This is a genomic window from Maribacter sp. 6B07, assembly GCF_002700155.1.
Lineage (GTDB): Bacteria > Bacteroidota > Bacteroidia > Flavobacteriales > Flavobacteriaceae > Maribacter > Maribacter dokdonensis.
Genome location: NZ_PDUT01000001.1, coordinates 1,027,330 through 1,040,441, shown reverse-complemented (window position 1 = coordinate 1,040,441; position 13,112 = coordinate 1,027,330). Strand labels below are relative to the sequence as shown.

Genomic DNA, 13,112 nt, shown 5'->3' with positions numbered 1-13,112 from the left:
TTAAAGTTTTATTTTGTAATTCTTCTCTAGAAAATATTTCATTTTGACTTTATCATTACCACATGCTTTTTTTATTTCGTAAACTTTTGCATCTACTAAAGTTCTATACCACCAACCTTGCAAAAAATGCCACAAAAAGCCTTCTTTACCCTGAAGAAAACCCATTTTAAGGAAATAACGATATATAAAATATATGAAAGACCGCCAAAATAATGGCATTTTGGCATATTTTTTCTTCTTATACCTTTTAGATTGAGCATCAGCGGACATAAGATGATGTTCTATGGATTTTTCATCCCTGGCTATAAAATTATATTGAATATTAAGTAATTCTACAGCTTCACGTGTCGCATAATTATTATGCTTCTCTATCCACCATCCTAAGGGATTTAGATTATGATCAACAAAATAGCCATCAAATTGAATACTCTTTCCTTCAGTTAAAACAATGTGCTCATCCATCCATCTATTCTCACATATAGCACTTTTATTTCTAAATAGGCGTAGCATATTCATTTGAATCATGCCCTTTGTCATTAATTTATTTAAGAAGTACATTTTTCGTTCAAATACAACTCCGGTAATTTCAGTATTTAATGATGGCAGTTTAGAATGGATTTCATCAATTAAAGTCTCTGTTAAATATTCATCGGCATCTAGTCTAAATACCCAATTAGTCTCAATAGGTAAATTTTTTAAACCCCAATTGAATTGAATAGCATGATTATTTTCCCATTTGTTTTGAAATACAATTGCTCCTAAGGATTTTGCAATTTCAACAGTGCTATCTGTAGAAAAAGAGTCCACCAAAAAAACAGATTTGGAAAAACGAAAAGCATTTTTAATACATCTTTCAATATGCTTTTCTTCATTATAGGTTAGGATTATAGTTGATATAGAATTCATTAGTCTTTAAATTCTCTAGTTTTAATAAATTTTGCAGGATTTCCACCCACAACGGTCCAAGGTTCCACATCTTTAAAAATAACACCTCTAGCACCTACAACAGCACCTTCGCCAATAGTTACACCGGGTCCTACAAAAGCTTCAGCTGCCACCCAGGCAAATTTAGAAACGGTAATTGGCTTCGTGTATAAAGGATGTCCTTTAAGATTAAAATCATGGGTGCCGGTACAGATATAAGAACGCTGTGAGATGACGCATCTGTATTCAAGTAGTATTTTACCTTGGGAGTATAGATCAACACCATTTGCCACACCTACTTGATCATGTATTTCTAAATTCCAAGGAGCCCAAATTTTCACCTTGGGATATATGTGTACGCCTTTGCCAATTTTGGCTCCAAAAATTCTAAGGAGTAGAGAACGCCATTCATGAAAGGGCCTTGGTGAATATTTAAATGCCATGATGTAAACAAAATTCCAAATGAGTCTTGCAATTTTATTTTTTAGAGAAAAAGATGAACCAGTATACGTATCTACATTATGCATAGTTTATGCCGTTTAAGAATTGTTCAGCAGCCTTTGCAACGGTAAAGTAATTTTCATACACATGGAATGCATTATTTGACATTTCCAATTTTTGTGTTGTACTGTATGTTAGCCATTCTTTTAGTAAATTAGAAGTGTCCTTTGCCGTATCGGGTTCTACTATTCCACCTTTTTCTGTTTCTATTTCTCGCCAAATATTCACTTTGTTGCTAATAAGCACAGGTTTTGAGCAAGCTAAAGCTTCAACCACGGCAATACCAAAATTTTCTTGATGACTTGGTAGTACAAAGACCTCACTCTCGTAAAAAGCGCCCCATTTGGCGTCATCTTTTAACATACCGGGGAATAAAATGTTTTCAGAAGCTGCGGCTAGCTCTTTCATAGCTATGCCGTAACTTTCTTCCAGACCGGGTCCTGCAATAACAAGTTGGGGTAAATGTTCTAATTCTTGTTCTAATTTTAAATACGCTTTGATCAAAAGGTCTACTCCTTTTTTAGGATGTATTCTACTTAAAAATAATAAATGTGGTTTACCGTTCCATTGCGATAGTCTTTTTGCAAATACCTCACGCATTTGAGGTGTGTATTCTGGTGGTGGTTGTATTCCATAACCAACATTAATCTCTTTTTTAGGTTGGTAGTTGGGAAAAGTGGTCCTGGCCAATAACAATTCTTCCTCACAAGTAAATAATACACCATCGGCTTCATTTATGACCTTTTTTTCAATCAACTTCCAATAAATATCATTTCGTAACGCTTTTAATTTACGTGATGAAGCTTTTTGAAAATAAGGATCTAACATGCCATGGGGCATAACGAATAATCTTGATGATTTCTTTGTGTTTTTTTTGAAAGCTTTTATTGCAGCATGACTATGGTATAACCAAAGCCCATGAACAATTATAGTATCATATGTACTTGAATTTTCTAAAAGCCATGGTAATAGATTTTTATTGTATTGCCATGGTGTGCTTGCTTCGCCCAAGGTATATATTTGGAAAGGGTCTTTTCCTAAATATTCAGATTTAGGGTCATCTAAGCACACAACATCATTGCTGACTCCTAATTTTATTAATTCAGGAATCGCATTTCTAATGCCTTGACAGGGTCCTCCTTTTTCGGGATCCATACTAGGTATAACTCTTAGTATTTTCATTTAAATTGTATATCTACTTTTTCTTTTAAAAAATTTTGTTTCCTCAGGTAATAATTTAATTTTCTTTGCAGGGTTACCTCCATATAAATGGTATTCTTCGGTAAATTGCTTATTAAGTAGTGATTTAGCTCCAAGAACTGAGAAAGATGGCAACTTGGCTCCGCCCAATATCACACAACTTGTTCCAACAAAACAATAATCGCCTATAACAATGGGTAAACTATCCTGTCTGTTCTCTATAATATTTATAGAATGAGTTAAGAACTGGGAACTATATCCTGCAACCACAGAATATTTTCCAATTATAATACTGTTAGTACAATCTATATGATGTTTTTTTGTAATTGAAGCTTCGTCATCAAGAATTAATTTACTTTCTCTATCCTTTTGATGTTTAAAGTGCTCTGACTTAGTATTAATAGGAAAACCTGTTATCCAGTTTGATCTATTTATAGAAGAATTTTTATTAAGAATAATTAAATGTAAGTTGACTGCGACATTAAAGTGTTCAATTTTAGACCCTTCTTTCATAATTAAATTTTTAGGGAAAATATAGGCTAGTCCAATTTTTGCAGTTGGGTGAATTTCATATTTCCATATTTTAATTAAAAGAAATCTTTTAATTGTCCATGGAAGAAAAACGATTAATATTGATAGTATTTTTTTCATTATTTAATCATTTCTTTATATAAATTTATATATCGCTTTGCGATATTATCGACTTGATATTGTTTTACGTTTTCAAACCCTTTATAAATAATTTCATTACGAAATAACTCATTGTTGATTATTTTTAAATAGCCCAGTTTAATACTTTCAATATCAGTAGGATTCACTAAAACTGCAGCATCTCCCGCCACAAATTTCATCGGTGAAATATTTGATGTTATAACAGGTCTTCCTACCGCTTGACCCTCTATTATGGGCATGCCAAAACCTTCAAAAAGTGATGGAAAATTTACAATGTCAGATCTTACATATTCATTGACTATTTCTTCATTAGTTAAATTTGAAGCGTTTGAATATTCAATATTATATTTTTTTAACAACCTGATGATTTCATTGTTCATTTTTCCGATTATTCTTAAATGACATGAAATATTTTCTAAAGCAGCTATTGAACGACCTAAATTCTTTCTCCCTGATTGAGCTCCGATATGTAAAATTATGGGTTTTTCTACATTAAATTTTTTATCTTTTTTTATAAAATCGGAAGAAACTGGATTCGGTATCACACAGTAACTTTTTTTTGGTAAATCTAATTCTTTAAGAACTTGGTCTTTAGCAAACTCAGATATAAAAACTACTTTTTTTGCGCGTTTAAGTGAATTAATATATAAAGATTTCCAAATTTTCTTCTTCAAGCCTTTTAAATAAGAATAGTACATGATATCATGCACTGTTATCACTGTTTTCTTAGATGATAAGAAAAAAGTTAAATAATGAGCGTCACCAGTAATATGATTTATTTTGCCTTGATGCTTTCGTGCATATAGACCATTTCTAATGATTGAGACTATATTTGATTTAGGGCTTGGTAGAAATATCTCTTCAATTTGTGTATTCTCAGAAATTTTCTCATTTACGGTTTGGAATACTCTTTGAATAGAATAACCTACTTTAGGATTTCTAAAAAAGTAATTTATTTTCATATAAGATATTACAATGATAAACTGTTGAGGTTTTTCTTATTAACGTTTATAAAAATTGTTCCAGCCTAAATCATTAAATCCAGGACCTTGGGTAGCTTCAGAAAATGCTACACCAGCACCGTAACCGTTCCATTCCATAATAACGACCTCATTATTCTCATCCATGACTAAATCCCAACCTATAAGTTTGATCATGGGCATTTTTTTTTGTAGTTCCAATACTAAAGCAACACCTTTATCATAAAATGGGATAACTTTATCTTTAAAGGTAACATTGGTATCTGGGTGAAAATTTGTCGATTTAAAAGAACTGGTATAACCTATATCTGATAATTGACCCGTAGCTACATCAACCGCAACCAAAATTTGATCTTTAGACTGCACATGGGTTTGCTTGTTTCTACCAAATCTAATTAGTGCCGCTCTTAAACATGCTTTACCATTGGTGTCTATGACCGTGGTCAAACGTAAGGTGGCTACAGCGTCTTTGCAAAATTGGTTAAAGAAATTATGCTGGTTTATAAAAGGTTGTACAACCCCATTTCCGTTCTTTGCTACTTTTACGGCATCAAAATTAGCTTTGTCATAAATATGTATGCCAAGACCTTGATAACTATAGTCCAGTTTATTAATGATCTTGCCGTTATTATAGAAATCGTTTTTTTTAACTATATCAGTAATCTCTTTTGGGGTTTTCGGTTCATATGTGGCTGAAAACCATTGTCCGTTGATATAATGAGCTATATCCGGACAAACATTACTGTTAAATAGCTTGTTTGCAAAAGGTTTTAAAAATGAAATTTTTCCATAGTCTCCTTGTATTTCGGGTATTACAATTCTACCAAAATAATTATCGGGTAACCATCCTTCTTTAAACTCACCGTGCATAATGGTGTAAACGTATATCCAAGGAGCAAAACCTTTCCAACCTAAAACTTCTATGGCATATTCTTGTGCAATTCTTTTTTGTTGGGCATTTAATTTTCCTTTTTCTTGTTCTATATTTTTAAGGATTTTTTTTGCAATGTTATTGGAGTTTCTGTGGTATAAAACATTTTTTGAATATTCTATACATTGCTTTGCTGTATTTTTAAGAAATTGCGACATCATCGTAATGATTGTATATTAAAGTTCGCTTATAATGAATGGTGATTTTTTACCAATACGTTTCACCTGACCCACTTTTTTATGGGTTATTTGTATTTCAAATCTAGCCCTTTGACCTAACAATTGAGCCATTTCTTCTATTTCAAGAGTACTTTTTTCAATTCGAGGTACATAAAAAAGTATCACCGAATGATCAGCATTTTGTTGTATTTGAATTTCTTTAAAAGCTTTCATATGCCCATGAAACATGGCCATCAAATGTTCCCCTTTAATTCGTAAACCCGTTGGGGTTACCACTTGTTTGGATTGGCGCCCCTTAATATTATCCATCAATGGAAGAGTACGACCACAGCTACAGGTTCTATCCAAATATTTACCTTCGTCTCCAATTTCATAGCGTATAAGCGGAAATGCAAAATTGGTTAAATCCGTTAATAGTACCTTTCCAGAGGTATTAGGGGGCACAGGTAGGTTGTTTTCATCTACAAATTCAATGTGTACCGTATCTTGCATGATATGTAGTCCATTTTGTTCTGGACATTCCGCCGCAATGAGCATAATCTCCGTATTTCCATATTGATCGCATACAGGGGCTCCAAATGCCTTTTCCATGATTTCCCGTTGTTCTTCAAAAAGTGGAGCTGAAGTAACCCAGACCATTTTTGGCGGATGAATTTTAATGTTGTTGTCCAATAAATACAATGCAAATTCAAATACAACGTCAACGTAACCTTGTAATAAGGTGGGCTTAATATGGTTGAATTTTCGAACGAATGCTGCCAATTGTTTAGGACTTGGATTGGCAGCTGCTAAAAAGACTCTTTGGGTGGGCCACCACATTAGAGTATTGTAAAACCGCTCCCAAAATGGTTTTTTAAAACGGTAGATGAAGGCTTGATTTTCCCAAGGCTCTATACCCCACCATTTTAAAATTCGCCATCTTATTGGTGTTTCTGGATGTCTCTTGTCATGAAACACTGATATTGAAGGTCCTGTACTCCCAGATGTACTTGCTTTTCTACAATGTTTTAAGGAAACATTGTTAGATTTTATTTGGTCAAAATTAAGCCGTAATTCTTCCCTAGTTAAGGGCGGAATTTTCAGAAAAGCAGATTCACATCTCAATCCATGTTTCAATGTTGGGATATTGGAATATTTGCTTTTGTAAAATTCAGAATGATTAATTGCGTGTTGTAACAATTCTTGACGCTTTGAAAAATTCAGAATTTTAAGATCTTTTACATTAAGGTTTTCATTAGATTTTTTATATAAATCTATGAGCTTGTGACTCAAAACTTTGGTCTTAATGGAGAATATAAATTTTTTAAAACTATGTTGCATAGTCAAATGGTATAAAAAGTCATTATCAGCTATTACATTATAGATTTATAAATTAGGGGAGTAATAAATGCGTTCAATGTGATAAATAAAAATAATCGGCTTACTAGTTATTCTTAAATGTAGTTACTATTCGTTTAGGTTAAGTTTTTTAAGGTTCTTTTACATGCTTAATCGACAAACTGCAAAGCCGTAGTTTTATGTTCTGTAGTTATTTTATCATTGAAATTGTTCATCACCGTATCAATGGCCAAATAGTTCTTTGCATAATTTCGTGCGGCCTTTTTTATATCATTATTGTCCTTTTTATTTAGCCCTGTTAAAATACCTTTATTTAATGCTTCTTGATCTTCTGGTGCAACCAATATACCCATATGGTGTTTAGTTACCACGCGATATAAGCTAGATTTAGGATTGGCAGTAATTAAGGACACGCCCCCCACTGCCAAGATGGTCGTTAATTTAGACGGCATAACCAAATCACTTGCTTTTTCTTTTTGAATGACCAAATGAAGATCTGCCATATTTAAAAACTCATTAAAACATTCCTTAGGCTGTAAAGGCATAAAATGAACATTATTCAATTTCATTTCATGTGTTTTTTCTTGAAGCACTGTTTTATAAGGACCAGTACCACAAATTATAAATTGTAAAGATTTGTATGAATTCAGCTCCTTGGCAGAATGCAATATGGCTTCTAAACCTTGCTTTTCGCCAATTCCACCGGAGTATAATACGACATAATCACTAGGGTGAAAACCAAATTGTCTTTTTAGTTGTCCATTGTTTTCAATGGGGTAAAAGTTCTTGGTTTCTGTCCAGTTGGGGAAAAATGAAACAGGTTTCAATGCCTTACGTTCTATTTTTTCGATCATCCCATCAGATATGCTGCTAATGATATCGGTATTTTTAAAGATAAATTTCTCGATACCGTATAGCATCTTTAATAGTTTTGGTGAAGTGATCATGCCCAAATCTTGTGCAGCTTCAATCTGCATGTCTTGTATGTGGTGTATATGTTTTGCCCCCCTTATTTTTTTATAGAATACCCCTAATAAGCCTAATTGAAAAGAAGGCGCTATGGTAATTATCCTATCATATTTTTTGACAAATAACAGTGGTATGCTTAATAAAAACGCAGATAGTGTGAAAGTTGAATCCAATAACATTCTTTTAATTCCACTGGGTTTATTGGGTATATACATAGGACAGCGTATGACCCGTAATTTTCCACCAGAATCAAAATTAGTCACTTCTTTTTTGTACCAGAAGCGCCTCTTCCTATAAGGTTGTTGAATTTTCCAATACGGATAGTAGGGGTATGAGGTGAGTACGGTACATTTATGGCCTTTTTGGGCCAGCCAATGCATCATTTCGCCGGAATACTTTCCGATTCCGGTCAGTTCTGGGGAAAAATTGTATCCTACAAATAATATACGTTTGGTGTTAGTTACTTCCATAATATGTTTTTAAATGATTTGTACTGAAATGATGTTTTACAACTCATTTGTGATATATAGTGTACATGTTTTGATTGGTATTAGTTGCTAGGTGTTTAGCTTACCTGAGCTTACAAATTTGGATCAGTTGGTACTTGTGTTTTATAAAGGAAATAGGATTAGTCTAAAATAGATTGATAAAAGACTTCAATTTCATTTAAAATATCCTTTCCATTAAATTTTTTAGACTGCTCTAATCCTTTTTTAATAATAGTGTTACGTTCATTCTCGGTCAATTGTAGTGTCGCTTCAATTATTTTAGCAGATGCAGTTGCCCAAGAAATGATTTCATCGGGCGATGGGCAACGTTCTATATAAATAGCCGCATCACCACCCACTTCGTTCATTGGGGCTCTATTAGTCGTAATTACCGGGCAACCACATGCCATAGCTTCTGCAACTGGCCAACCAAAACCTTCAGTTAAAGAAGGGAAAAGAAATAAACGACATCCTTGGTACGCTTTTAAAAGCAATTCATTATCAACTCTAATTAATAAATGAATATCGTCTTTATAAGGTGATCGATCATAGCTTCTTTGTATAATTTCAGAAGGTTCGTAACCAATCATTAATAGTGGTACAGGACTGTTGGTTTGTTCTCTCCAGGAATTATAAAGCGCAATGACGCCCGTTCTATTTTTATAAAAATCATTGCCGCCTACATGCATTAAATACCCGTCTTGTACATTTAAACCTAAATGCTTGCTCACATAGTTTCTTGCATTTACAATATCTCCGCATTTAAATATCGGATCTAGTGCATTGTACACTTGGCCAAGTTTATGAGGGGGTTTATGTAAAAAATGTAATAGTTCTTTTTCTGTGTTTTTAGAAATACATATAAAATTTGATGCTTGAGAAAAGCCTTTTAATATTAAATTCTGATATTTTTTACCTGTCCAACTTGTAGGATTCTCTATCATTAAACCTAAGGATGATTTTAGGGCGGTAAAATCATGACAATGCACTACATGTTTTTTGCTTTTTAAAACCGGCACCCACATTCCTAAGGCTTGATCTGTTATAACGTATAGGGTAGATTTAGGTGACCTTTTACTTTCAATGAATAACCATATTGGAAAAAGTACAAAGGAATCCATATACCGTAGCCACTTCTTAAGTTGTTTTGGCATGCCATTCTTACTTAGAATAGCTTTTGGACTAACAATCTTGGTATCATGACCCTTTGATTGTAGTCCGTCACTTAAAAATGAACAATAGCGTTTCATGCTATACCCTCTAAAATGCTCATGATGGGTCAAGAAAATAATTTTCAAAATATAGTTGAGGTATATGGGTATTTAAAAAAAGATAAAGTGACAAGCGTATACACCTTAAACAAAAATTTTTGCCAATTTAGATTTATGTAACAATTTAGCAATAGCTAGCGTACTAATAAATACGGTGATAACAGTAAGTATGGCTATACATATTTTCATCCAAGAAGGTGCCGAAACAATTATTTCATTTAAAGTATTAACTGCGATAATTTTTTCTATGATGATAACAATTAATGGGTTTGATACAAAAATCGTTAAGGTGTTACTTCCAATAAATTGAATTAAATTTTCAGTTTTTTGGTTGATCTGGATACGGTTATTTTTTAGTAAGGAAATACAAAACAAAATGGAACATACAAAGACGCCTAATGTTATATATACTAAATGCCTTAGATGTAAACTTTCAAGTATAAAAAACTCTATGCCGATTAAAAAAGGGACCAGTGCAAACCATGGTGAAATCTTTTTAATGTCATTTCGTGCCAGACCAATACCGATTAATAGGTATGGTAGCCAAAAATAAAAAGGACGGCCACCTAGTTTTAGAATTTGTTCAGGAATTGTAGCATGATACCATTCGTAATTAAAATACAGTAATATAGAAATAATATATGTTAGATATCGCAAGACTTTAATAGCATAGACTTTTCTAAGAAGAGGATATAAGAAAATTAGCTGAAATAGTATGATGAAAAAATATTGACCAGACCAACCATATCCTAAAAAATGTGTTGTCACTAAACTTTTAAGGTTTACGGTTTGCCATTCTACCGTAATAATAAAGTAAATAAAGCTCCAAATAAAAAAAACTCTAAACAAATAAATAAAACGTGTAGTAAGGTACTTTAGTCTTTGTTCCTTTGGTTTATTACAGTAAGAATTTTCAAAAAAATACGCCCACAGCATAATAAAGCAAGGTACTGCAAATCTAAAGGCATCGCTTAAAAACCCCAAGAGTTTTAATTCTCCAAAAATTGGGACACTGTTTATAAAGACTACTCCAAAAATTGAGATAGTTTTTATAAAATCAGCGTTAATATTACGTTGTATCAATATTTTTGTTTTAATTACCGCGTATTTAGTACCCAACTATTTTGATATTAGACCTTTGACTTTTTTGCGAATAATAGGAGTATTTCTTTCAAACAGATACCAGAATAAAATACTTATGAAGATTAGTAATAAAAACCAAGCAGTAAATTGTAAGTTACTATTAAAGTTAAAAGTTAGTTGTTTGCCTAAATAATAGTTGCTATATATTAAAAGGACTATTGGAAAATGCGTTATATAGAGCGTATAGGATATTTCAGAAATCCAAAAGGAAAATTTCTTTAAGTTCAAAAATTTAAAATTTGGTATTTGGTAGTTTATTATCGAAATCAGAAAAAAACTAAATGATATTCCTGTGAAAATATCATTGTAATTATTTATTAAATCTTTCGAAAATTCAAATTTGCTATTTAAAAGAGAAAAAATAAATAATGAAAAAGAGGAGAGAATAAATATAACATTTGTTTGGATGTATTTTTTAGTTGTAATCAAATATACAGCAGCTCCAAATAGCCAAATTAGAAAACCTTGTAGCATTTCTAAAGGCATAAACCTCACAATAAATATAGCTAGTATTCCACCAATAATTTTGCTTAAAATATTTCTCTTTATGAAATTGCTTAGTATCATTAAAATAGGAAATAATATATAATACCAAAATTCATAGGCCAAACTCCATAGCGGACCATTGGTACCGTAAACTGGAGTGAATATGGTTTGTAAAAAAGACATATTTGATAGAAACGTTAAAAAGGAAATAGAATAATCTGTTTTTGGTCCTGAATTTAATATGGAATAATAATTACCATTTAATAATTCAGGTGATGCTATACCTATAAAATAGTCTATGATAATAGTGAAAATTAAAATAGGTAATAAGGGAACCCAAAGTCGAGAAAGTCTTGCTATTAAATAATTTTTAGAACTAAAATATTTTTGATTTTTAATTACTGACCCCCCAACAAAATACCCACTTAAAACAAAAAAGACCATTACGGCTTCGTGACCTAAACCTGTTATAAAATAGAATCCTTTTTCAACCAAAGAACTATTTTCAACATTGCCTAGTTCAGAGAAATCTTTATAAAGTGCAATTCTTAGATGCCCAGACATTACAATCAGCGCGCTTACACCTCTTATGAAGTCAAGAGTGTAATTTCTTGTATTATACATTGGTATTGTGCTATGTTTTAATTCAAAAAATTCTGATAATGTCCTGCATATTAAAAAAAAATACTACTATTATATCATAATCTTGATTGCAGCGGAAATTGTTTTTCCATTATTTTTTGATTAAAACTTGCTAGTAATATTCCTGTTGAAAAAATGGCAAATCCTAAGTTAGTGGGGAACTGCCATTGCCCCTGCGGGACATTTAACAGTACAAAACCTAATAACATCCAAGGAATATGATTTTGATGTTTTAATGCTTTGAAACTCGATAGGCTAAGTCTTATACTTAATACAACGCGAATAAGGATAACCCCTAATCCCAATAATAATCCCATTTCACCAATGGTTCTGGCCCATTCTTCCTCATCAATTAAAAATGCTCGACCTCCTGTTAATAGTTGACTACCTACGTTCGTTCCCATACCTAAACCATGGCCAAAGAAGGGTGTATCTGCTGTATTGGAAATTGCTTTTATAAAGCCCCCTAAATATCGATTGACTAGAGTGCCTTCTAGACCTCCCTCGGTTTCACTAGCACTTTCAAAGCGCGAACTAAATGCTTCTGTTGCCGTTCCAACAAATTCTAAATTCAATGCTATAAACCCAACTAGAACAATAAAAATAAGGAACACTGTTAATTTTTTCAAAAAATTGGGTTTAAAATATAACGCAGTCAAGTAAAATAAAAGGAAGATAAAAATTGAAAAAAACAGGGCTCTACTGATGGATAAAGGAATGGCAATAACTAAACAAAGTGTTGCTGCAACTAGGACTATTTTGTTTATGTATTTAGCTGATAACCAATAGATTAAAACAAAACAGGATAATAGTTGATAAAACAATGTATTTCCACTGGTAAAGGAAAAAGTGCCTGGAGGCCTAAAATAACCCATAGCTCCTGGGAAACCAGCACCCTCCATATTACCCCCAACACCACGATTTACCCAAGCCGATTGCGGACTATAAAATTGTAAGGCTATCAGGATGGTCATGGGTATAGCTATATAAAGTAAATGTTTGCCCAGTAGTAAAACATCCTCGCGATTAAAAACTGATCCGATAACGAAAACAAACGGAAATTGAATCAATAATATCCTAGCACCATAAATGGTAACAAAAATATTCTGATGTCCTGTAAATAATGTGGTAATTACCGCCAATAGGCTTATAGCGCTCATTACTTTAATGTAGGAATTAATCTTTAATATATTAGCTTTCCATGCAAAAAATAACAATAGGATAACCAATGGATCACGAACTACCAAAAGAGCATCAGATAAGCTCGGTAGCACCCACTTACGTAGGGCACCTTCAAAAAGTAGTAAGTAAAAATATAACCATACACCTCTCTTTAACCATAGCTTAGTATTGTTAGAATTACGGTTATTTGGGATCAACTTACTCAA

12 protein-coding genes are annotated in these 13,112 nt (G+C 32.5%); all 12 read right to left on the bottom strand.

Annotated elements, in window-relative coordinates:
• The 12 genes from CSC80_RS04385 to CSC80_RS04330 all read right to left on the bottom strand — a co-directional run bounded on the left by CSC80_RS04385 (nucleotide 1) and on the right by CSC80_RS04330 (nucleotide 13,112).
• Nucleotides 1–906 carry a glycosyltransferase family 2 protein gene (locus tag CSC80_RS04385; protein ID WP_099190044.1) on the bottom strand — a complete coding sequence of 302 codons (906 nt, stop codon included), beginning with the start codon at nucleotides 904–906 and terminating at the stop codon, nucleotides 1–3.
• A complete protein-coding gene (locus CSC80_RS04380; protein WP_099190042.1) occupies nucleotides 906–1,451 on the bottom strand; it encodes a putative colanic acid biosynthesis acetyltransferase in 546 nt (181 codons plus the stop codon). Before CSC80_RS04380 ends, CSC80_RS04385 begins: the two co-directional genes overlap by 1 nt.
• On the bottom strand, nucleotides 1,444–2,607 hold the full coding sequence (locus tag CSC80_RS04375) for a glycosyltransferase (RefSeq protein ID WP_099190040.1): 1,164 nt from the start codon (nucleotides 2,605–2,607) through the stop codon (nucleotides 1,444–1,446). The genes CSC80_RS04380 and CSC80_RS04375 overlap by 8 nt, the downstream gene beginning before the upstream one ends.
• Nucleotides 2,608–3,276, bottom strand: a complete 669-nt coding sequence (locus CSC80_RS04370; protein ID WP_099190038.1) for a hypothetical protein — start codon at nucleotides 3,274–3,276, stop codon at nucleotides 2,608–2,610.
• The gene (locus CSC80_RS04365; RefSeq protein ID WP_099190036.1) at nucleotides 3,276–4,259 is read right to left on the bottom strand and encodes a glycosyltransferase family 1 protein; all 984 of its coding nucleotides are present in this window, start codon (nucleotides 4,257–4,259) and stop codon (nucleotides 3,276–3,278) included. Before CSC80_RS04365 ends, CSC80_RS04370 begins: the two co-directional genes overlap by 1 nt.
• Before the next feature lie 39 nt (nucleotides 4,260–4,298).
• Nucleotides 4,299–5,369: a sugar-transfer associated ATP-grasp domain-containing protein gene (locus CSC80_RS04360; RefSeq protein ID WP_099190034.1), complete on the bottom strand. Its 1,071-nt coding sequence runs from the start codon at nucleotides 5,367–5,369 to the stop codon at nucleotides 4,299–4,301.
• Between the two features lie 15 nt (nucleotides 5,370–5,384).
• The gene (locus CSC80_RS04355; protein WP_099190032.1) at nucleotides 5,385–6,707 is read right to left on the bottom strand and encodes a phenylacetate--CoA ligase family protein; all 1,323 of its coding nucleotides are present in this window, start codon (nucleotides 6,705–6,707) and stop codon (nucleotides 5,385–5,387) included.
• A gap of 167 nt (nucleotides 6,708–6,874) precedes the next feature.
• A complete protein-coding gene (locus tag CSC80_RS04350) occupies nucleotides 6,875–8,164 on the bottom strand; it encodes a WcaI family glycosyltransferase (RefSeq protein WP_099190030.1) in 1,290 nt (429 codons plus the stop codon).
• 158 nt (nucleotides 8,165–8,322) lie between these two features.
• Nucleotides 8,323–9,432, bottom strand: a complete 1,110-nt coding sequence (locus CSC80_RS04345; RefSeq protein WP_099190028.1) for a glycosyltransferase family 1 protein — start codon at nucleotides 9,430–9,432, stop codon at nucleotides 8,323–8,325.
• Between the two features lie 105 nt (nucleotides 9,433–9,537).
• Nucleotides 9,538–10,536, bottom strand: a complete 999-nt coding sequence (locus tag CSC80_RS04340) for an acyltransferase (protein WP_180268579.1) — start codon at nucleotides 10,534–10,536, stop codon at nucleotides 9,538–9,540.
• Between the two features lie 36 nt (nucleotides 10,537–10,572).
• A complete protein-coding gene (locus CSC80_RS04335; protein ID WP_099190024.1) occupies nucleotides 10,573–11,706 on the bottom strand; it encodes an acyltransferase in 1,134 nt (377 codons plus the stop codon).
• Between the two features lie 74 nt (nucleotides 11,707–11,780).
• Nucleotides 11,781–13,112 (bottom strand): hypothetical protein, encoded by a 1,332-nt coding sequence (locus tag CSC80_RS04330; RefSeq protein ID WP_201796621.1) that lies wholly within the window; start codon nucleotides 13,110–13,112, stop codon nucleotides 11,781–11,783.